We start from the raw sequence: 20,245 nt of genomic DNA, 5'->3' as shown, positions 1-20,245 counted from the left end.
GTATCCACCTCCCGGCACGGGGTGCCATGCCGGGAGCCGGTCACCGCCGAGGAACGCGGCACCGCGCATGGCCGAAAGCGCAGGCAGGCAGGTGAGAGGCACGGGGCCGCTCATCGGCATCGACCTCGCACAGGGCGACCCGCTCGCGCCGGCGGTCGGGCCGGACGACGCCGCGGCCGGACGACAACCAAAGACCAAGTGATCAACAAGTGAGGATCTCGATCATGGAAATCTTTCGCAAAGAAGAAAGGGAACCTGATGAAGAGGACAGCGTTGCTGCTGAGCACGGTGGTGCTCGGCGGGCTGCTGGCCGCCACCCCCTCGTACGCCGCCCCATCGTCCGCCCCGGCGCTCAAGACCGCCGTGGCCCAGGTGAAGGCGAGCCCCGCCAAGCAGTCGGGCGCCTGTCCGACCACGGTGGGATTCTCCGCGGTGGTGGCGGCCAAGGGCAAGGGCTCCGTCCGTTACAGGTGGGTACGTGGTGACGGCAGCAAGAGCGTCGTCAAGAGCTTCCGCGTCAACGGCTCGCGCAAGGTGGTCGTGCGAGACCGGCAGACCTTCGACCGCGACACCACCGGCTGGCAGGCCGTCGAGATCCTGGGCAAGAAGGGACTGTCGGGCAAGGCGCGGTTCAGCGTCGCCTGTGCCGGTCCCGCGCAGGTGTGGGACGTCTCCCACCCGCTGCCCGCCCAGCCCGGCCGGGCGCTGGAGTCGGCGGCGGACGTGGACGTCAGCCCGGCCGACTACACCGGCGTCTGCCCGGCGACGGTGCGGTTCACCGCGACCATCCAGGTCTCGCGCACCCCGGCCACCGTCGATTACCAGTGGATCGACAGCATCACCGGCGAAGGACGGCCGGAGTCGCTGTACTTCGCCGCCGGCGGGTCGCGCATCCGCCAGGTCACGCTGCCGATGAGCGTGGGCAGTTCCACCGGCGGCTGGAAGGCCGTCCGCATCCTCACCCCCGGCGGACACGACTCCGGCCGCGCCGACTACACGGTGACCTGCAAGGCCGGCCCGGCGCCCACCCCGACGTCCACCCCGACGTCGACGCCCACGTCCACCCCGACGTCCACGCCCACGCAGCCTCCGCTGACGCCGGGACGGCAGATCGTGGAGCTCACCCCGGGCGACTACAAGGGAACCTGCGTGGAGCCGGTCGCCTACCGGGCCGCCGGGCAGGTCACGCTCCCCGCCGGAGCCGCACAGCAGGTCACCTACTGGTGGCTTGTGGACGGCACCGCCTGGCAGCAGCAGGTGCTGAACTTCCCCGCCTCCGCCCAGGCCCGTTCCCAGGACGTCTCCGCCTCCTGGACCCTCGGTGCCGCCGGGGGCGGCCCGCACAAGGTCGGCCTCATGGTCGAGGGCGGCCCCTCCCAGCCTGACGAGCGCTCGTACACCTTCACCTGCGACGAAGGGCCCAACGACGCCAACCTGACCTTCCGCTACATGACCGTGCCGCTCTACGAGGGCGACTGCGACGTTTCCTTCACCCTGAGAATGGACGTGCTGTTCACGACGGACCGGGAGACCGAGGTCAGGTACCGCCTGGTGGCCGACGGCGAGCCGGGGCCGGTCCTGAGCGAGGTGCTCAAACCCGGCGTCACCCAGACGATCGGCTATTTCTGGAACAAGTCCACACTGAGCAGCGGAAGCGGCACCGTACGGCTTGAGGTGCTCAACCACAACAAGCCGTTCACCCAGCAGACCTACTCCTGGACCTGTGTGCCGAAGAACCCGACGCCGGGCACGGTCCGCATCGGCGCGTTGACCCCGGTGGCCTACTACGGCGACTGCGACGCCGCGCCGTACCCGACCGCGTCGGCAAAACTCCATGCGGCTCCGGGCACGGAGGTCAGCTACCGGTGGGTCATCGACGGGAAGCCGGGTGACACCACCACGTTCACGGTCGGATCCAGCGGAGTCCTCAACCTCCAGTCCGCTCACTGGTACCGGGATTCGAGGACCAGCGGAACGGTCGCCATCGATGTACTGAACCATAACAAGCCGGTCAAGAAGGCCGCATATCTGGTGAACTGCATCTGATCGGCATCACCTCGCCCGTGGTTTCCCTGCCGGGACAGGGAAACCATGGGTTTTCACGTTCTTCAGGCGCCTTCGCCACTCTCATCCCCCGCGAAACAGGTGCCGGCAAACGGCCCCGCCTCCGGTAGAACCGTCACACTCCCGGGAGTCTCTCGGCCAAAAAAGGCGCCCCGGCCCACGGGCCGGAGCGCCTTGGCGGGACGATCTAGCGCTGGGCCTCGATCATCCAGTGGTGCTTCTCCAGGTCCTGAGTGATCTCGATCAGGAGGTCCTGGGTCACCAGGTCGGGCTTCTCGGTGGTGGCGATCCGCTCGCGCATCCGGCGGATGATGGATCCGAGGATGTCCGTCATGGCGGCGACGACCTTGCCGTCGTTGATGTAGCCCGCCTCCAGCTGCGGCACCTCGGTGTGGTTCGCGACCGTGGTGGACCGGCCGTCGGGGTTGCACCCCATGGCGACCGCGCGCTCGGCGACGGTGTCCGCGTGCTTCCTGGCAGACGAGACGATCTTGTCGAGCTGCAGGTGCAGTGTGCGGAAGTTATGGCCGATCACGTTCCAGTGGGCCTGCTTGGTCAGGAGCGACAGATCGAGCAGGTCGACGAGCGCCCCCTGGAGCGCCTGGCCGACGACCTTCTTGTCTTCTGGCTTGAGTGGACTGGTGATCGAGGACATGGAATTTTCCCCCTGTTTCGAGCTCGGTTTCCCGTTTGCTACGGAATGTCCGTACCCATCTATCCGCATCCCTATCCAGCCTCTTAGATTGACAGTGTCATGATGACAGTGTCATTATCGACATATGGAATGGACCATCGGTGAACTGGCTGAGCGGGCGTCCGCGGCGCTGGCCCCCACCGCCCAGCTCAACGGGCGGATCAGGGACGTGCCCAACGAGCGACTCATCCGGTGGTACGCCACGATCGGCCTGCTCGACCCCCCCTTGGCCCGACGCGGCCGGGTGGCCCTGTACGGCAGGCGCCACCTGCTCCAGCTCATCGCGGTCAAGCGGCGCCAGGCCGACGGCCGGACCATCGCCGAGATCCAGGCCGAGCTGACCGGAGCCACCGACCAGACCCTGGAGTCGATCGCCCGCATCCCCGAGCGGTCACCGGAGCACTCCACCGAGACGGTCTCCCCCAGGACGGCACGCCCGCGCTTCTGGGCCGAGCCGTCCTCGGTCCCGGCGGAGACCGGCCTCACACCACCACAGAAACCCGCGCCACCACCGAAACCTGCCCCCTCCAGCACCCCGCCCCTTCCGACCTCGTCCGGCGGGGCCACGCTTCCCCCCGGCCAGGCCGCGTCCCACCCGGCGCCCTCCGGCCAGGCCCCACCCGATCAGGCCGCACACGGCTCGGCCCCGTCCCACCGGCCCACGCCCCGGGCGGGCGTACCCGCAGTGACCCCCCATCCCGCCGTGATCGTGCACGGCGTACGCCTGACGGACGGCGTGACGCTGCTGCTCGACGGCGGCGGACGCCCCCCCTCACCCGACGACCTCGCCGAGATCGCCGCCGCGTCACGGGAGCTCCTGTCGCTCCTGCGCGAACGCGGCCTCACACCTCCGGAAGGAACGCAACCATGATTACCTCGATCGCAACACTGTCACCGGAGGAGTGCTCGCCCGTCCCGGACGCCGGGCTGGGGACGCTCACCACCGAGCGCGGCAACCTGCCGCTGGAGAGCGTGGACGTGACCGCCGCCGTGACCGGCCTGCTGGCCGACATCGAGCTGGTCCAGGGCTTCCACAACCCGCACGACGTGGCACTGGAGGCGACGTACGTCTTCCCGCTGCCCGACCGCGCCGCCGTGACCGCCTTCAGGATGGAGGCCGACGGGCGGGTCATCGAGGGCGTGCTCAAGGAGCGCGGCCAGGCCAGGGCCGACTACGACCAGGCGATCGCCCAGGGCAAGCGGGCCGCGATCGCCGAGGAGGACCGCCCCGACGTCTTCACCATCAGGGTCGGCAACATCGTGCCCGGCGAGCGGGTCACCGTCCATCTCACGCTGAACCAGCCGCTCCCGTACGAGGACGGCGCGGCCACCTTCCGCTTCCCGCTGGTCGTCGCCCCCCGTTACATCCCCGGCACCCCGCTGGACGGCGAGCGGGCGGGCGACGGGTGGACCCCGGACACCGACGCGGTCCCCGACGCCTCCCGGATCACCCCGCCGGTGCTGCTGCCCGGCTTCCCCAACCCGGTACGGCTCTCGCTGGCCGTCTCCGTCGACCCGGCGGGGCTGGAGTTGCGCGAGATCCGCTCCAGCCTGCACGTGACTCTCCAGGAGGGCGGCACGATCCGCCTCCAGCCGGGCGAGCGGCTGGACCGCGACTTCATCCTGCGTCTGGCCGCAGATGCCTCCACCTCCCTGGCGCTGGCCCCCGACGACGAGAACGGCGAGGGCACGTTCACGCTGACCGTCGTCCCCGAGGCGGCACCCGCCGGAGCCAGGGCCAAGGACGTGGTGCTGGTGCTCGACCGCTCGGGCAGCATGACCGGCTGGAAGATGGTGGCCGCCCGGCGCGCCGCCGCCCGCATCGTCGACACGCTCACCTCGCGCGACCGGTTCGCGGTGCTCTCCTTCGACACCGTCGTGGAGCAGCCGGACGGGCTCGGCGAGGGGCTCTGTGCGGCCTCCGACCGCAACCGCTACCGGGCCGTGGAGCATCTGGCCAGGCTGGAGGCGCGCGGCGGCACCGAGATGCTGGCCCCGCTTGAGCAGGCCGCCGCGCTGCTCGCCGACTCCGCCAGGGACCGGGTGCTGGTGCTGGTCACCGACGGGCAGGTGGGCAACGAGGACCAGATCCTGAAGCGGACCGGATCCCGGCTGGCCGGTGTGCGGGTGCACACGGTCGGCATCGACAGGGCGGTCAACGCCGGGTTCCTGGGCAGGCTCGCCGGGCTGGGCGGGGGCCGGTGCGAGCTGGTCGAGTCCGAGGACCGGCTTGACGAGGCGATGGAGCACATCCATCGCAGGATCGGCGCCCCGCTGGTCACCGACCTGGCCCTGCACTCCGAGGGGCTCGACCTGATCACCGAGACGGTCGGCCACGTCGGCTCGATCTATCCTGGCGTCCCGTTCACCGTCCTCGGCCGCTACCGTGGCGCCGCCACCGGGGCGCTGACCGTACGGGGCCTGGACGCCGCGGGCCTGCCGTGGGAGCGGCGGGTCGCCTCGGCGACGGTGGACAACCCGGCGCTACGGGCGATCTGGGCGCGGGAGCGGCTGCGGACCCTGGAGGACCGCTACGCGATCGGCGACCGGTCGCTGGAGGCCGAGATCGTGGAGACCTCGCTCAGGTATGGGGTGCTCTGCCGGTTCACCGCCTTCGTCGCGGTCGACACGCAGGTGGTCGCCGAGGGTGGTCCCGGGCACCGGGTGATCCAGCCGGTGGAGCTGCCCAGCGGCTGGGAGAGCCCCGTCGTCGCGGCGGCGCCGATGATGCTGACCTCGATGGCCACCCCGAGCGCGGCTCCCCGGCCGCCCATGGGGCGGCCCATGGGCCCGCCCGGGATGGCCGCTCCCGGTGCCGTGCCGAAGTTCGCGGCGAGCGCGATCGGCGGCGGCCTGCCGCAGGAGGCGGCGGCCGGCGGCTTTGACGACCGCGCCCGGATGCTGCCCCGCCCGGTGCCGGCCCCCGAGCCGCAGGGCAGCCCGCAGCAGCCGCCGAGGGAACTGCTCGCCGAGGAGCTGAAGCGGCTGCGCGCCGCGGCGTCGCTGCCCGCCGCCGAGCGGCTGCGCGTGCTGGAGGACCTGGGAAGCCGCCTCGCGGCCCTGGTGGTCTACCTCGGCGGCCACCCGCAGCTGGCGGCCCTGGCCGAGGAGCTGCGGGCCGGCGGGGACGTGGACGCCCTGTGGCAGCGGGCCGTGGAGGTGCTGGAGGCCCTGGTGGACACCGGCGGGCGCCGCCCGTTCTGGAAGCGATGATCTCCTCCGGGCCCGGTCGGACCACCGGACGACCGGGCCCGGAGCAGGTGTCCGCCGGGTTCCGCCGCCCGTGGCGTTCTCCGGCGCGGGACACCCGGGTCCGCGACTCCCGGCATTACGGGCACGGCCCGGCGGGGCCGGTACGGGACAGCGGGCTCCCCGGCCTCGCGGCTCCACATAAAGTAGCGGAATGGTGATTCTGGACGGCGGCCTGGCCACCCATTTGGAGGAGCTGGGCGCGGACCTGCGAGACGACCTCTGGTCGGCGAAGCTCCTGCTGGAGAACCCCTCCGTGATCCGGCAGGCGCATCTCGACTACTTCACCGCCGGTGCCGAGGTGGCGATAACGGCGAGTTATCAGGCGAGCATACCGGCGTTCCTGCGGCGGGGACTGAGCGCCGCCGAGGCCGAGGATCTGATCCTGCTCTCCGTGCACCTCGCCGCCCAGGCCAGGGACACCCACGGCTCCGGCACCGTGGCCGCCAGCGTCGGGCCGTACGGCGCCTACCTGGCCAACGGCGCCGAGTACACCGGAAAGTACGACCTCGACGAGGACGGCCTGACCGACTGGCACCGCGACCGCTGGCACATCCTGGCCGACAGCGAGGCCGACCTGCTGGCCTGCGAGACCATCCCCTCCTACCCCGAGGCGAGGGCGCTCCGGCGGCTGCTGGCCGAGACACCGGGGATGCGGGCGTGGGTGAGCTTCTCCTGCCGCGACGGCGAGCACATCAACGACGGCACCCCGCTGCGGACCGCGGCCCGCCTGTTCGCCGGCAACCCCCAGGTGATCGCGATCGGCGTCAACTGCACGGCACCGCGCCACGTGCTCAACCTGATCTCCCAGATCAAGGGCAAGCCCACCATGGTCTACCCCAACTCCGGCGAGGTCTGGGACTCGGCGAACCACCGCTGGCTCGGGCTGGCCGACCCGGTGGAGTTCGGCGAGGCGGCGGCCGGGTGGAACGCGGCGGGTTCCGCCTTCGTCGGCGGCTGCTGCCGCACCACGCCGGAGCACATCCGCCAGATCCGCGCCCACCTGACCTGACCGGGTGAGGTCCCGCCGTCACCTCGCCGGCGGGACCTCGGCGGCCGGGCCGGAACCGCGCACTACTCCCGGTCAGCGCGACGGCCTACGGTAGTGATCGGCCGGCGCCCAGGGCGCGTCGGAGCGCGTTCCGCCCCCGGGAGGTCTCTTGTTCGTCGACATGCCCCTCGACCGGCTCAGGCAGTACCGGCCCGAGCGCCGGGAACCCGGCGGGTTCGACGCCTTCTGGGCGAGGACGCTCGCCGAGACCCGCGAGCACGACCTGAACGCCGTCTTCACCGAGGTGGAGACGGACCTGGCCCTGGTCCGCTGCTTCGACGTCGGCTACGCGGGCTTCGGCGGTCAGGAGATCAAGGGCTGGCTGCTGCTGCCCGCCGCGGCCGAGGAGCCGCTGCCGTGTGTGGTGCAGTACATCGGCTACAACGGCGGCCGGGGTCTGCCGCACGACTGGCTCACCTGGCCCGCGGCCGGATGGGCGGTCCTCGTCATGGACTCCCGCGGGCAGGGCGGCGGCTGGCGGCCCGGTGACACACCCGACCCGGTAGGAGGCACCGGGGCGCAGAGCAGCGGCAAGCTCACCCAGGGCGTGTCCGACCCCGACGACTACTACTTCCGGCGCCTCTACACCGACGGGGTCAGGGCGGTCGAGGCCGCCCGCGCGCACCCGCTGGTGGACGCCTCGCGCATCGTCGTCTCCGGCGGCAGCCAGGGCGGCGGCCTCGCGATGGCGGTGAGCGCGCTGGTACCCGGCCTGCTGTTCGCCTTCATCGACGTGCCGTTCATGTCGCACATCCGCCGCGCCGCCGAGATCACCGACGAGGACCCCTACGCCGAACTCGGCCGCTTCCTCAAGTCCAACCGCCACCGGGTCGACCAGGTCTTCGCCACCCTCGACCACTTCGACGGCATGAACTTCGCCGCCCGCAACACCACACCCGCGCTCTTCTCCGTCGGCCTGCGCGACGGCATCACCCCCGCCTCCACGGTCTTCGCCGCCTACAACCACTACGCTGGCGACAAGGACATCCGGGTGTGGGCCTTCAACGGCCACGAGGGGGGCGAGTCCGACCAGATCGCCGAGCAGCTCAGGATCGCCAGGAAACTGCTGACAGGCTGACCGCCCGATATGGAGCAAAACGTTTTATTTAAAAGCCGGAGGTAGGCCGTAGATGGTGACTTCACTGGCACTTGCCCCGTTATTACGTTTTAATCAGTGCACATGAGTTCGGTGAGCATCAAGGAAGTGGCCGCGCGGGCCGGAGTCTCCCCGGGAACGGTCTCCAACGTGCTCAACCGCCCGGAGAAGGTCGCCGAGTCCACCCGCTCCCGGGTCGAGGAGGCCATTCGTGAGCTGGGGTTCGTCCGGCACGGCTCCGCCTCCAGCCTGCGGGCCGGGCACAGCCGCACCGTCGGCCTCTCGGTCATCGACATCGGCAACCCCTTCTTCACGGATGTGGCCGCCGGGGTCGAGGAGGTGGCCAGCGAGCGCGGGTACGCGGTGATCCTGGGCAACTCCTCGGGCGACAGGCTCAAGGAGGAGCGCAACCTGCTGGTCTTCGCCGAGCAGCGGGTCCGCGGGGTGCTCATCACCCCCGCCGGGGGGAACCTGGCCAAGCTCGACCAGCTCAGGGAGCGCGGCATCAACGTGGTCCTGGTGGATCACCCCGCCGAGCGCGCCGACCAGTGCTCGGTGGCGGTCAACGACATCACCGGCGGCTTCCTCGCGGTCTCCCACCTGCTGGCCGCCGGGGCCGACCGGATCGCCTATGTCACCGGCCCCCTCACCATCCGCCAGTGCTCCGACCGCCTGACCGGCGCCGAGCGGGCGCTGACCGCGACGGGTCGCGACCCCGGGCAGACGCTGGAGGAGGTCGCGATGAACGCGATGAACGCCAAATCCGGGCAGCAGGCCGCGGAGAAGCTCATCGCCGAGGGGCGGCTGCCGGACGCCGTGTTCTGCGCGAACGATCTGCTGGCCCTCGGCATGCTGCGAGGGCTGCTCCACGCGGGCGTGCGGGTCCCCCAGGACATCCTGCTCATCGGTTACGACGACATCGACTTCGCCTCGGCGTCGGCGGTCTCGCTCAGCTCGATCCGGCAGCCGACCCACCGGCTCGGCAGGGTGGCCACCGAACTGCTGCTCGACGAGTGCGACAACCCGGAGTCCCACGCCCACCAGCAGGTCATGTTCCAGCCCGAGCTGATCGTCCGCGAGTCGACCCGCTGATCTCCGCCTGGCCGGCCGCCCGGGACGTTCAGGTGCGCTCGCGCGCCTGAACGATGGCCTCCTTGGCCGCGCGGGCGGCCTCGGCCTTGGCGCTCGCGGCGTACCTGTCGACGTACTCCTGGCCGGAGAGCTCCATCAGCGCGTACATGATCTCGTCGGTGACGGCGCGCAGCACGAGGCGGTCCTCCTCCATCCCGTAGTAGCGGGTGAAGTCCAGCGGCTTGCCGAACTTCACACCGGGACGGATGCCCAGCTTGGGCAGGATACGGCCGGGAGGCATCATCTCGAAGGTGTTGACCATCGCCCACGGGATGACCGGCACGCGCGACTCCAGCGCCAGGCGGGCCACCCCGGTCTTGCCCTTGTAGAGACGGCCGTCGTGGGAGCGGGTGCCCTCGGGGTAGATGGCGAGCACATGGCCCTCGTCAAGGATGCGCCTGCCGGTGCGGAGCGCCGCCTCGCTGGCCTTGCCCCCTGAGCGGTCGATCGGGACGGTGCCGACACCACTGAAGAAGGCTCTGCTCAGCATGCCCTTGAGGCCGCGGCCGGTGAAGTAGTCGGACTTGCCGAGAGAGATCACCTTGCGCCGCAGGAAGAGCGCACCGAAGAAATGGTCGGCGAACGACAGGTGGTTTCCGGCCAGGATCACCGGCCCCTGCCTCGGCACGTTGTCCACGCCCTCCACCCACGGGCGGAAAGTCACGTGGAGTAGGGGTCCGAGGATCGCCTTCACCACCCAGTAGAACACTCCATGCTCCTTCAGTTGACAGGCGAGGACCTGGAGTTATCCTCCCACTTCCGGCCTCGGTCACCTACACCACCGAACCACCCAAATCGACCTCTCGCAAAACACGCCCCAGTCGTGCGACGATCGGGCGAACCTTACAAGGAGCCGCGATGCCAGTCATGCCCGGTGCGGAGGCGTACCACCATGTGGGAGGACAGATCGGCGTCCTGCTCTGTCATGGATTCACCGGATCGCCACAGTCCCTGCGACCGTGGGGCGAGTACCTGGCGGCGGCGGGCATCACCGTGTCGCTGCCACGACTGCCCGGCCATGGCACCACCTGGCAGGAGATGAGCCACACCCGCTGGGAGGACTGGTACGCCGAGCTGGACAAGTCCCTGGCGGACCTGCGTGGCAACTGCGCCGAGGTCTTCGTCATGGGCCTGTCGCTCGGCGGCTGCATGGCGCTGCGGCTGGCCGAGGTGCACGGCGACCGGATCAGGGGGCTGGTGATCGTCAACCCGTCGGTGGCCAACGACGTGCCGCTGCTCAGGCTGGCCCCCCTGCTCAGGTTCGTGATCGCGTCGGTGCCCGGCGTGGCGGGGGACATCAAGAAGGAGGGGGCGACCGAGCTCGGCTACCCGCGCACACCGGTCAAGGCCGCGGCCACCCTCCCCCGGCTCTGGTCACTGACGCAGTCGGAGCTGAGCAAGATCACCCAGCCCGTACTGGTTTTCCATAGTCCACAGGATCATGTTGTGAAACCGGCGAGTGTGCGTATTCTGCGTGAGAGGCTGACCGGGGGGAATCTGAATGTGGTGGAGCTCGCCAACAGCTACCACGTCGCGACTCTTGACAACGATGCGGATCAGATCTTTGCGGGGAGCCTGGAGTTCATCAAGACGAACGCGTCTGTACCCTTGCAGAGAGACTGATCCCGAGCGGAGGATGCGCGGTCTCCGGGAGAAAGTGATCGGCCGATGAACAATGGGCCCAGCTAAGTGACACCTCAAAGTGACGAGGACGAGGTCTGGCGTCAGATCGTCGCGTCCTTCAACGACCCCGCCGAGCATGACTCGGCACATCAGCCCTGGCCGGACAGCGAGAACCTTCCGGCCGAACCTCCGCGACGGGTGATCAAGCAGTCGGACGAGGAAGACCTCCTGCGTGAGGACGACCCGGCCGACGACGACTCCGACAGCGAACGGAGTGACGGCGAGGAGGAGGAGCACTACGTGCCTCCGCCACCACCCCCGCTGCCCAAGACCGACGCCACCACCAAGATCGCATGGTTGGCCCTGTTCGGCGGGCCCGCCTACCTGCTGCTCAGCGCCGCGCTCAGCTGGAACCTGCAGGGCTGGATGCTGTTCACCGCGGTCGCCGCGTTCATCGGCGGTTTCGTGGCGCTGGTGGTCCGCATGGGCGACGGCCCGCCCAACGACTCCGGCTGGGACGACGGCGCGGTCATCTGAGCGGGGCCCGGCCCTACGGCTTGGCGCGCACCGGGGTGCCGAAGCGCTCGATCACGTCCGTGTACTTGCCGGAGGCGTCGACCACGTGGCCGACCGACCACACGGTGCCGGTGCCCGGCAGACAGGTCACGGCCTGGAGCCTCACCGTCCGGGAGTCGGTGCTCTCGGGACCGCGCAACGCCTTGACCTTGTGCCCGTCGTAGCGGAGCAGGAACGCCTCGCCGGGCCGGTCCAGATCGACCCCGGAGATCCAGAAGTGGCCCTTGCGGTCACCGGTCACCCCGTACAGGCGGATGTCACCGGCGGGCAGGGACACCCGGGACCACTTCTTGCCGTTCCACGACAGGATCAACGGGACGGTCTCGCCGGCCCCCCGGTAGAGGCCACCCACGGCGAGTGCCCGCTTCGGCCCGTCGAGGTGGACGTCACGCAGGTAGCCGCCGGGAATCTCGGGGGTCTTGAAAGGCTTCCAGCGCCCGTCGGACTGCCTCATGATCAACGGCCTGCCCGCGGCGTCGCCCACCGCCCACCCGTCGCTCTTGCCCGACAGCGCCACGCCGTACAGCATGCCCCTGCCGGAAAGCTGGGTGAGCTTCCACTTCGAACCGGTGCCGGTCACGAGCAGGGGCTGCTTGTCACGGCGGCCGACGGCGACCACCCTGCCGGGGACGGCCGCCACCCCGCCCAGCCAGTCACCCGCGTGCAGCTTGTCGACGACGACCCTGTCGAAGGCCGCCCCGTCTCCCTTCGCCAGGTACGGAAGACCGTCATGTCCCTCACCGACGGCCCACAGCTCCGACGCCGAGGCGGCCGCGACGGAACGCAGGGGCCCCGCGCCCGTCGGGTCGTTGCGGATGCCGACCTCTTTCCAGGAGGAACCGTTCCAGTGGGTGATCGCGCCACGGCTCTGCCAGACGTCCCAGACGCTCTGCTGGCCCACCGCCCACACACTCGTGGCCGAGATGCCCACCACGTCGGAGAGTGATCCGTCACTGCTCAGGCCCGCGCTGGCCGGAGCCTGCCAGGCCTCGGCCACGGGCGGGCTGACGGGATCGGCATGTGCTGGAAAGGTGTGCGAGGACAGCAGGATGAGGCCTCCCGCGCAGAGAGCCAGCGCACGCCGCGGAAGGCGACGGGTCATGTTTCAAATGGTACGGGGCTCGTCCCCTCCCCGTGTCCCGGTCTCTCCAGTTGACGGGCGCGATCCGGAAAGACGCCCTACCGTTCGTCGTGAAAACCCTGATCCCACCGGTTTTCTCAGCTCCCCGGGAAAGCCGGCTCTTCAGAGATGAGGTCCGGGGTGCCGATGATCCAGTTCAGCGACCACCGGCAGGTGGTCGGTGGCGGCCACCAGGTCTGCCGGATCGGCCTCGACACCCCCGCAGGAGAGCACGGAGAGGCCGGCCATCGCGAAGATCGCGTCAATCCGCTTGTGCGGCCCCCTGGCCGGGAAGGTGAAGCCGTCACCGCGCGGTGAGACCGGGTAGCAGTCGGTCAGCCGCTCGGCGAGGTGCTGCCAGCTCGGCTGCCCGGACTGCTCGTTGATGTCTCCGGCCAGCACCGGCAACGCGCCGAACCGGCCTGCCACCTCTCCCAGGAGCCTCACCGCCTCGCCCGCGTGCCGGCGCCTGGCCGTCTCGTCGAGGTCCAGGTGGATGGAGCCGACGGCGACCCGCCGCTCCTCCGCCTCCACCACGGCGATCGCGATGGCCCGCCGCTCCAGGGGGAAGAAGGGCTCCAGCAGGTGCCCCTCCCCGTGCAGCAGCCGCACGCCGGGACCGGTCAGCACGGCGACACCGCCCCTGCGGCGGCCGGCCGCCACGGACAGTCCGCCGAAGGCCGCCAGCCGTCTGCGCCTGCGGCGCCAGCAGAGGAACCGAGGCGCCTCCTGCACGCAGAGCACGTCCGCGCGGAGCGCGGCGACCACCCGCTTCAGCGCCGGGATGTCGTCCCTCATCGAACGCACGTTGTAGCTGGCGATCCTGAGCACCACGGCTGCCTCACTTCGCGACGCGTGACGCGAGGGTAACCGCGCACCGCCGGACATACCAGCCATCCATCCCTAATCGGTATACGGGCCGTCGGCGGGCGGCGGTGCGTGCCGACCGCCCAAGCTCTCCGGCGGAGGTCTACGGCAGGCGCGGCCCGAAACCGGGCAGGGCCGAGCGGTGCTCCTGCCGGACGCGCTGAGGGCGGCCCGGCGGGGCCTTCCTCAGCGCGTCTTGTCGAGGAGGACCCCGGTCAGCGCCTGCGGGCGAGATCCGCGGCCCCCACCAGGCCCGCAGAGGCACCCAACTCGGCCGGCCGGATGTCGGCCAGCGGGCGGTGCCCCCGGCCACTCAGGTGCGTGGCGAAGAACTCGCGGGTCTCGTCGATCCACAGATCCGCGGCGCGCGAGACACCGCCGCCGAGCACGAAGCAGCCGGGGTCGAGGACGGCGACGAGGTCGGCCAGCCCCCGGCCGATCCAGCGGGCCATCGAGGAGAACGCGGCCAGCGCGGCCGGGTCGCCCTGCCTGGCGGCCTCGGTGACCTCGTGGCCCTCGATCTGTTCCGGCGTACCGCCGGCGATCTTCAAGAGCGTGACGGCCCTGTCCGGCTCGGCCTCGGCGATCTTCCTGGCCTCGTGGACCAGGGCACTGCCGCTGGCGTACTGCTCCCAGCAGCCGAGGTTGCCGCACCCGCACTGACGCCCCTGGGGGACCGCCTGCATGTGGCCGAACTCGGCGCCCATGCCCCAGCGCCCCCGGTAGAGGGAGCCGTCGAGCACGATGCCGCCGCCGATGCCGGTGCCGACGGTCACGCACACCAGGTGGCTCTCCCCTCGGCCGGCGCCGAACCTGGCCTCACCCCACGCCATCGCGTTGGCGTCGTTCTCCACCACGACGGGCAGGCCGACCAGGTCGGAGACCTTCTTCCGCAGGGGCTCCTCGCGCCAGGCGAGGTTGGGGGCGAACCGGACGATGGACCGGGTCTCGTCCACGAACCCGGCGGCGCCGAGACCGACGGCCTCGATCTCGCGGCCCCTGGCGAGCTCCAGGATCGCGTCACCGATGGTGTGGGCGACCTGCTCGGGGTTCTCGGCCGGGGTGGGCCGCAGCAGGTGCGCGACGATCTGGCCGTCCTCGTCGACGACTCCCGCCGCGACCTTCGTACCGCCGATGTCCACGCCGATGGTCAGCGCCATTGTCCGTTTCTTCCTCTCCCCCTGGGCTCACCCCAGGTCGATGTGCTCCACGGGGGTGTCCTCGCGCTCCCGTGTCCGCTGGCCGGGCGCGGGTTTGCCGAGCCCCTCGACCGCCGACTTGAAGGCGGCGAACAACTCGGTGCCGGCCTGCATGAGGTGGTCGGTGACGGCGGCTCCCGACTCACGCTGCGCGGCCATCGCGCGGCAGACGGGGCAGGCCCGGCAGATGTACTCCTCGGGCTCGGAGACCGCCTCCTCCCACACGTCCCGCTCTCTTCCTCGACCGCCACCGGAGAACGCGCTGCCGAAACCGGTCATCGTGCCCTTGATCAGATTCTTGCCCAGTTCCCTGGCCGCCTTCTGCTGCAGCGTGTCGAAGAGTTTGAACGCCTCCTCGGCGGCGGTGCCCAGCGGGTCCCTACCTGCTTCGGCCCGCTCCTCGCGCACTCGCTCGTCTCGTCCGCGCTCCTCGTTCCCGCCCGGCTCCTCGCGCTCGCCGGGGCGGCCCCACGGGGTCCAGCCGGTCCGCTCCTCGCGCCGGGCCCGATCGGCGCGCTCGAACCACTCGGCGCGCGCGTCGCGCTCGGCCTGCTCCGAGGTCGGGGGCCGCCCGGAATCCGAGGCCTCGGCCACGACCTCGATCCGCTCGACGGACTCGGTCCTCGCCGCAGCCGGCTCGACCGGCTTGACAGGCTCGGCCGATCCGGTACGCCCGGACTTCGCGGCTCCCCCGGCAGGCTTCGCGCGGCGGCTCCTCTGGACCTTCTCGGCGCCTCCGGTGTCGACGGCCTCGGCGGCGACCTCCGGCGTCACGACGTCAGCGGCCTTACGCGGCCTTCTGGGCGCACGCGGCTTCGAAGTCTTCCCGGCGCCTCCGGTATCGGCAACCTCGGCGGCGACCTCCGGCGTCACGACGTCAGCGGCCTTACGCGGCTTTCTGGGCGCACGCGGCTTCGAGGCCTTCTCGGCGCCTCCGGTATCGGCGACCTCCGGGGTCACAACGTCGGCGGCCTTACGCGGCTTTCTGGGCGCACGCGGCTTCGGGGTCTTCTCTGCGTCATTCGTGTTATCGGTCATCAGGCCCTCCCGCTTCGAACCGTACCCGGAGAAATCCATCTCGGAGCGCGGCTTCCCGCACCGACCTGCGAGCCAGCGCGGCGGGCAGGGCCAGGACCCGGCGGTAGGAACCAGCGTTGACGATCAGTTCGTCGCCCTTGCGCGCCAGATCCACCTCGTTCTTGTCCGCGAGCGGCAGGGCCAGGATCAGCTCGCCCTCGGCGGTGATCCGCAGCGGCGGGTCGACGGAGGGCGGGGCGAAGGGGTCGCTCCCGCGGTACATGGCCTCGGCGACACCGGCGAGGGCGTCGAGGCCGACGGGCTCGGCCTCGAGGTAGGGCACGGTGTGCACGGGCAGCGGCGCGAAGGACTCCTCGACCTCGGCCAGGTGCAGGGCCTGGGCCCGCACCCACCGCTGCCGCCACTCGTCGGCGCCCTCCGAGGGGAAGACCCGGTTGGCGATCACCGCGTCGACGCGGTAGCCGTACAGGCTGAGGGAGGTGAGCGTGCGGCGGGCCTCGGCCAGCACGACGGCCTCCGGGGTGAGCACCAGCCGGACACTCGCGCCGGGCCCGGTGAGCAGCTCGCGCACCTCCAGCAGCCCCCGGTGGAGCCGCTCCCCCGCGCCCACCACGTGGTCTTCCGGCACGCTGACCTGCGCCAGGCGGCGGATCAGCGGGGAGAGGGTGCGCAGCAGCCGCCTGCCTACGGGCAGCAGCCGGTTCACGTGCCAGTCGAGGGCCTCGGGCAGGGCCAGCAGCCTGAGCGTCTCGGCGGTCGGGGCGCAGTCGATGACGATGACGTCCCACAGCCCGGTGCGCGCCTGCTCGCGCAGCTCCAGCAGCGCGATGACCTCCTCGGCGCCGGGCAGCACCGTGATCTCCTCGGCGGTCACCTCGTCGAGGCCGAGCTCGGCGAAGACGCCCCTGGCATAGTCGCGCAGCTCGCCCCACTGGCGCTCCAGCGCCCGTTGGGTGTCGACCTGATGCAGGGAGAGGCCGGGGGCGATCTCGGTGGGTTCCTCCCCCACGGGCACGCCGAGGGCGTCGGCCAGCGAGTGGGCGGTGTCCGTGGAGACCACCAGGGTCTTGAGGCCGGACCGGGCGGCGAGGGTGGCGGTGGCCGCGGCGGCGGTCGTCTTGCCGACGCCGCCCTTGCCGGTGAAGAGCAGAACCCGGCTCACGTCATCCTCCCGAGGGACGGTTCCGCGACCTCATCGGGTCTCGACGCGCTTCTTCAGCCCCTTCAGGGCGGTGTCGACGATGACCTTCTCCGCCTTCCGCTTGATCATGCCGATCATCGGCACCTTGAGGTCGACGGCGAGTTCGTACGTCACCTCGGTGCCGCCGCCCGCGTCGGTGAGACGGTAGCTCCCGGTGAGCCCGGAGAGCATCTTCCCCGCCTCGGCGATGCTCCAGTCGACGGACTCGTCGCCGTTCCAGGTGTAGCGGAGGGTGTACTCGTCGCTGATCACACCCGCGTCGAGGACGAACCTGACCGTGGCCGGGCGGCCGTCCTCCCCGGTGGAGAGGATCCGCGCGGACTTCACCTGGCCCGCCCACTGGGGGTAGGAGGGGAAGTCGGCGATGACCGTCATGATGGTCGACCGGTCCGCGCCGATCGTGATGCTGGAGGTGGTGCGATCAGCCATGGGCCAACCGTACTGCTTCACGATCGTCCGCGTACGCCCGGCGGGGCCGGTGGTGGCTACCACTCCAACGCGAAGGGAACGCCCCTGTTCCTGAAGTGCCCCACGTTGAGGCACTCGGTCCTGCCGATCCGGGTGCGGGCGGCGAGGGGCTGGTGCACGTGACCGAAGAGGGCGTAGCGCGGCTGGGTCCGCCGGATCGCCTCCAGAGTGGCCTCGCTGCCCCGCTCGAACCGCCGGGCCACCACGTCGTAGAGCAGCTCGGGAATCGCCGGCGGGATGTGGCAGCAGAGCACGTCGACCTCGCCGACGGCCTCCACCTTGCGGGCGAACTCCTCCTCGTCGATCTCGTACGGGGTCCGGTACGGGGTGCGCAGCCCGCCCCCGACGAAGCCGAAGCGCAGGCCGCCGATCTCCACGGTCTCGCCGTCGAGCACCCGGTGGCCCTCGCGCACGTAATCGGGCCAGTAGTGCGGCAGGTCCACGTTGCCGTAGGTGAGGTAGGCGGGGGTCGGCATCGCGGCGAAGATCTCACCGTACTGCCGCCTGACGGAGCGCTCGATGTGCTCGCGCGGGCCGCCCTCCAGCGACGCCCAGAGCGCCGAGGACATCGCCCGCGCCTCCTCGAACCGCTTGGCCGTCCGCAACGCGATGAACTCCGTCGCCCGCTCCGCCCCGAAGAGCTCGGCGAAGATGCCCTGGGAGTGGTCGTCGTAGTCGACGAACAGGATCAGGTCCCCCAGGCAGATCAGGGCGTCGGCGCCGTCCCCCGCGCGGGCCAGCGCGTCGGCTCTCCCGTGTACGTCGCTGACGACATGAACCCGCATGCCGGACATCCTAACCACCCACAAATACCGGCATAAGTAACAAACCTCACACGGCGGCGCGGCCAATGACTCCAGGCGAGAGCAGTTGGTACGGTGAAATCGCCTTTCATAACGCCTGGGTGACGAATTTACTCATGCGTAACTTATCGCGATAGCTTCCAGGCAGCCCATCGATCCGTGCGTCTCCAGGAGTGATCCGTGCGTGAGTACAGCGTCCCCGTGCTGGTGGATGTCCCCGCCTCCGCCAACCTGACCGACACGGTGTTCCGGCGTGCCGAAGAGGAGCCGGGCGCCGTCGCCCTGCGCCGCAAGGTCGGCGACGACTGGGCCGCCGTCACCGCCCGCGAGTTCCGCGACCAGGTCGCGGGATTGGCCAAGGGCCTGATCTCGGCCGGCGTCGAACCCGGCGACCGGGTGGCGCTGATGTCGCGCACCCGCTACGAGTGGACCGTGATCGACTACGCGATCTGGGCCGCCGGCGCGGTCAGCGTGCCGATCTACGAGTCCTCCTCGGCCGACCAGGCCTCCTGGATCATCTCCGACAGCGGCGCGAAGGCCGTCTTCGTCGAGCTGGACTCGAACGAGGAGACGGTCCGCGAGGGCATCTCGGAGCTGCCCGGCCTCAAGGACATCTGGCGCATCGAGGGTGGCGCCCTGGACGAGCTGACCGCGCTCGGCGCCGAGGTCGGCGACGACACGCTCGCCGAGCGCAGATCCAGCCGCGGCATCGCCGACCTGGCCACCATCGTCTACACCTCGGGCACCACCGGCAGGCCCAAGGGCTGCCGGCTGACCCATGACAACCTGCTGTTCACCGCCAGGAACGTCGCGCACGGCCCGCTGGAGCGCCTCTTCACCGTGGACGACAGGGCGGCGCTGCTCTTCCTGCCGCTCGCGCACGTCTTCGCCCGCATCATCGAGATCGTGCTGATCGAGACGGGCACGGTCCTCGCGCACACCCCCAACATGAAGAACGTCGGCCCCGACCTGCAGGCTTTCAAGCCCACGTTCCTGCTGGGCGTGCCCCGCGTGTTCGAGAAGGTCTACAACGCCGCCGAGCAGAAGGCCACCGCCGACGGCAAGGGGAAGATCTTCCACGCCGCGGCGGAGACCGCCGTCGCCTGGAGCAGGGCGGAGTCCACCGGCGGCGCGGGGCTGGGCCTGAGGCTCAAGCACGCCCTGTTCGACAGGCTCGTCTACGGCAAGCTGCGCGCCGCGACCGGCGGCAGGCTGACCGCGGCCGTGTCCGGCGGCTCCGCCCTGGGCGAGCGGCTCGGCCACTTCTTCCGCGGCGTGGGCATCGAGGTGCTCGAGGGCTGGGGCCTCACCGAGACCTCGGCGCCCTCCTCGGTCAACCTGCCGGGGGCCAACAAGATCGGCACCGTCGGCAAGCCGTTCCCCGGCGTCACCATCGGCATCGGCGAGCACGGCGAGGTGCTCGTCAAGGGCCGCCATGTCTTCGAGGGCTACTGGAACAACGACGAGGCCACCGCCGTGGCGATCGACAAGGACGGCTGGTTCCACACCGGCGACATCGGTGAGCTGGACGGGGACGGCTACCTGCGCATCACCGGCCGCCAGAAGGAGATCATCGTCACCGCCGCGGGCAAGAACGTCGCCCCGGCCCCGATGGAGGACCACATCCGCGCCCACCCGCTGATCAGCCAGGCGATGGTGGTCGGCGACGACAGGCCGTTCGTCGCGGCGCTCATCACGCTCGACGCCGAGGCCCTGGAGCAGTGGAAGGCCGCCAACGGCAGGACGGACGCGGACCTCGCCACCCTCAGCTCCGACCCGGCCATCGTCGCCGAGGTGCAGAAGGCCGTGGACAACGCCAACAAGTTCGTCTCCAAAGCCGAGCAGATCAAGAAGTTCACCGTGCTCGACGTCGACATCAGCGAGGAGAGCGGACACCTCACCCCGACCCTCAAGGTCAAGCGCGCCGTCGTGATGCGCGACTTCGCCAAGCAGGTCGAGTCCCTCTACGGCTAGGCCCTGTCCTGCGGATCTTGCCGTGGCGAGGATCGGTCAGGTGGTGTCTCGCAAGGCGGAGGAGGGAGCCGCAGCGTGCTGCGGTGACCGA

At 70.5% G+C, this 20,245-nt stretch carries 19 protein-coding genes; 10 read left to right on the top strand and 9 right to left on the bottom strand.

The window, feature by feature from the left end:
* Window positions 1-67: 67 nt before the first annotated feature.
* Window positions 68-202: a hypothetical protein gene (locus ABT130_RS06610; protein ID WP_350953453.1), complete on the top strand. Its 135-nt coding sequence runs from the start codon at window positions 68-70 to the stop codon at window positions 200-202.
* 56 nt (window positions 203-258) lie between these two features.
* Window positions 259-2,046, top strand: a complete 1,788-nt coding sequence (locus ABT130_RS06605) for a hypothetical protein (RefSeq protein ID WP_350953451.1) — start codon at window positions 259-261, stop codon at window positions 2,044-2,046.
* Between the two features lie 205 nt (window positions 2,047-2,251).
* Here ABT130_RS06605 and ABT130_RS06600 read toward each other — a convergent pair whose 3' ends face one another.
* Entirely contained in the window at window positions 2,252-2,719 is a 468-nt protein-coding gene (locus tag ABT130_RS06600; RefSeq protein WP_350953449.1) for a Dps family protein, read from the bottom strand.
* Between the two features lie 124 nt (window positions 2,720-2,843).
* On the opposite strand from ABT130_RS06600, the gene ABT130_RS06595 reads away from it, so the two are divergent.
* The 5 genes from ABT130_RS06595 (at window position 2,844) to ABT130_RS06575 (ending at window position 9,246) form a co-directional block, all read left to right on the top strand.
* Window positions 2,844-3,629 (top strand): MerR family transcriptional regulator, encoded by a 786-nt coding sequence (locus ABT130_RS06595; protein WP_350953448.1) that lies wholly within the window; start codon window positions 2,844-2,846, stop codon window positions 3,627-3,629.
* A complete protein-coding gene (locus ABT130_RS06590) occupies window positions 3,626-5,971 on the top strand; it encodes a VIT domain-containing protein (protein ID WP_350953446.1) in 2,346 nt (781 codons plus the stop codon). The genes ABT130_RS06595 and ABT130_RS06590 overlap by 4 nt, the downstream gene beginning before the upstream one ends.
* Before the next feature lie 190 nt (window positions 5,972-6,161).
* Window positions 6,162-7,019, top strand: coding sequence for a homocysteine S-methyltransferase (gene mmuM, locus ABT130_RS06585; protein ID WP_350924324.1), 858 nt, complete (start codon window positions 6,162-6,164; stop codon window positions 7,017-7,019).
* A gap of 148 nt (window positions 7,020-7,167) precedes the next feature.
* The gene (locus ABT130_RS06580; protein ID WP_350924322.1) at window positions 7,168-8,136 is read left to right on the top strand and encodes an acetylxylan esterase; all 969 of its coding nucleotides are present in this window, start codon (window positions 7,168-7,170) and stop codon (window positions 8,134-8,136) included.
* Between the two features lie 102 nt (window positions 8,137-8,238).
* Window positions 8,239-9,246, top strand: a complete 1,008-nt coding sequence (locus tag ABT130_RS06575; RefSeq protein ID WP_350953444.1) for a LacI family DNA-binding transcriptional regulator — start codon at window positions 8,239-8,241, stop codon at window positions 9,244-9,246.
* A 28-nt stretch (window positions 9,247-9,274) separates the two neighbouring features.
* Here the strand turns inward: ABT130_RS06575 and ABT130_RS06570 are convergent, their stop codons facing one another.
* Complete coding sequence (locus ABT130_RS06570) at window positions 9,275-9,994, bottom strand: lysophospholipid acyltransferase family protein (RefSeq protein ID WP_350924318.1); 720 nt, start codon at window positions 9,992-9,994, stop codon at window positions 9,275-9,277.
* A gap of 149 nt (window positions 9,995-10,143) precedes the next feature.
* On the opposite strand from ABT130_RS06570, the gene ABT130_RS06565 reads away from it, so the two are divergent.
* Together ABT130_RS06565 and ABT130_RS06560 are read left to right on the top strand one after the other, a co-directional pair.
* The gene (locus tag ABT130_RS06565; protein ID WP_350924316.1) at window positions 10,144-10,908 is read left to right on the top strand and encodes an alpha/beta hydrolase; all 765 of its coding nucleotides are present in this window, start codon (window positions 10,144-10,146) and stop codon (window positions 10,906-10,908) included.
* A gap of 66 nt (window positions 10,909-10,974) precedes the next feature.
* Window positions 10,975-11,445 (top strand): hypothetical protein, encoded by a 471-nt coding sequence (locus ABT130_RS06560; protein ID WP_350924314.1) that lies wholly within the window; start codon window positions 10,975-10,977, stop codon window positions 11,443-11,445.
* A gap of 13 nt (window positions 11,446-11,458) precedes the next feature.
* Here the strand turns inward: ABT130_RS06560 and ABT130_RS06555 are convergent, their stop codons facing one another.
* The 7 genes from ABT130_RS06555 to ABT130_RS06525 form a co-directional block, all read right to left on the bottom strand.
* The gene (locus tag ABT130_RS06555; RefSeq protein ID WP_350953442.1) at window positions 11,459-12,586 is read right to left on the bottom strand and encodes a hypothetical protein; all 1,128 of its coding nucleotides are present in this window, start codon (window positions 12,584-12,586) and stop codon (window positions 11,459-11,461) included.
* Between the two features lie 141 nt (window positions 12,587-12,727).
* Window positions 12,728-13,438, bottom strand: coding sequence for an endonuclease/exonuclease/phosphatase family protein (locus ABT130_RS06550; protein WP_350953440.1), 711 nt, complete (start codon window positions 13,436-13,438; stop codon window positions 12,728-12,730).
* A gap of 248 nt (window positions 13,439-13,686) precedes the next feature.
* Window positions 13,687-14,631, bottom strand: a complete 945-nt coding sequence (locus ABT130_RS06545) for an ROK family glucokinase (protein WP_350924308.1) — start codon at window positions 14,629-14,631, stop codon at window positions 13,687-13,689.
* A 27-nt stretch (window positions 14,632-14,658) separates the two neighbouring features.
* Window positions 14,659-15,444 carry a hypothetical protein gene (locus ABT130_RS06540; protein ID WP_350953438.1) on the bottom strand — a complete coding sequence of 262 codons (786 nt, stop codon included), beginning with the start codon at window positions 15,442-15,444 and terminating at the stop codon, window positions 14,659-14,661.
* Window positions 15,445-15,697: 253 nt separating this feature from the next.
* Window positions 15,698-16,870, bottom strand: a complete 1,173-nt coding sequence (locus ABT130_RS06535; RefSeq protein WP_350953436.1) for an ArsA family ATPase — start codon at window positions 16,868-16,870, stop codon at window positions 15,698-15,700.
* Window positions 16,871-16,900: 30 nt separating this feature from the next.
* Window positions 16,901-17,338 carry an SRPBCC family protein gene (locus ABT130_RS06530; protein WP_350953434.1) on the bottom strand — a complete coding sequence of 146 codons (438 nt, stop codon included), beginning with the start codon at window positions 17,336-17,338 and terminating at the stop codon, window positions 16,901-16,903.
* A 56-nt stretch (window positions 17,339-17,394) separates the two neighbouring features.
* Window positions 17,395-18,162: a metallophosphoesterase family protein gene (locus tag ABT130_RS06525; RefSeq protein ID WP_350953433.1), complete on the bottom strand. Its 768-nt coding sequence runs from the start codon at window positions 18,160-18,162 to the stop codon at window positions 17,395-17,397.
* Window positions 18,163-18,360: 198 nt separating this feature from the next.
* On the opposite strand from ABT130_RS06525, the gene ABT130_RS06520 reads away from it, so the two are divergent.
* Window positions 18,361-20,154 carry an AMP-dependent synthetase/ligase gene (locus ABT130_RS06520; RefSeq protein WP_350953431.1) on the top strand — a complete coding sequence of 598 codons (1,794 nt, stop codon included), beginning with the start codon at window positions 18,361-18,363 and terminating at the stop codon, window positions 20,152-20,154.
* Window positions 20,155-20,245: the final 91 nt, after the last annotated feature.

This window comes from Streptosporangium sp. NPDC001681 (assembly GCF_040298085.1).
GTDB lineage: Bacteria > Actinomycetota > Actinomycetes > Streptosporangiales > Streptosporangiaceae > Streptosporangium.
This window is presented reverse-complemented; position numbering and strand designations above follow the sequence as displayed.

Bases quoted from the DNA above. Each gene is read 5' to 3' on its own strand.
- ABT130_RS06610 (WP_350953453.1), top strand. From the start codon at position 68: ATGGCCGAAAGCGCAGGCAGGCAGGTGAGAGGCACGGGGCCGCTCATC.
- ABT130_RS06605 (WP_350953451.1), top strand. From the start codon at position 259: ATGAAGAGGACAGCGTTGCTGCTGAGCACGGTGGTGCTCGGCGGGCTG.
- ABT130_RS06600 (WP_350953449.1), bottom strand. From the start codon at position 2,719: ATGTCCTCGATCACCAGTCCACTCAAGCCAGAAGACAAGAAGGTCGTC.
- ABT130_RS06595 (WP_350953448.1), top strand. From the start codon at position 2,844: ATGGAATGGACCATCGGTGAACTGGCTGAGCGGGCGTCCGCGGCGCTG.
- ABT130_RS06590 (WP_350953446.1), top strand. From the start codon at position 3,626: ATGATTACCTCGATCGCAACACTGTCACCGGAGGAGTGCTCGCCCGTC.
- mmuM (WP_350924324.1), top strand. From the start codon at position 6,162: ATGGTGATTCTGGACGGCGGCCTGGCCACCCATTTGGAGGAGCTGGGC.
- ABT130_RS06575 (WP_350953444.1), top strand. From the start codon at position 8,239: ATGAGTTCGGTGAGCATCAAGGAAGTGGCCGCGCGGGCCGGAGTCTCC.
- ABT130_RS06565 (WP_350924316.1), top strand. From the start codon at position 10,144: ATGCCAGTCATGCCCGGTGCGGAGGCGTACCACCATGTGGGAGGACAG.
- ABT130_RS06555 (WP_350953442.1), bottom strand. From the start codon at position 12,586: ATGACCCGTCGCCTTCCGCGGCGTGCGCTGGCTCTCTGCGCGGGAGGC.
- ABT130_RS06545 (WP_350924308.1), bottom strand. From the start codon at position 14,631: ATGGCGCTGACCATCGGCGTGGACATCGGCGGTACGAAGGTCGCGGCG.
- ABT130_RS06530 (WP_350953434.1), bottom strand. From the start codon at position 17,338: ATGGCTGATCGCACCACCTCCAGCATCACGATCGGCGCGGACCGGTCG.
- ABT130_RS06525 (WP_350953433.1), bottom strand. From the start codon at position 18,162: ATGCGGGTTCATGTCGTCAGCGACGTACACGGGAGAGCCGACGCGCTG.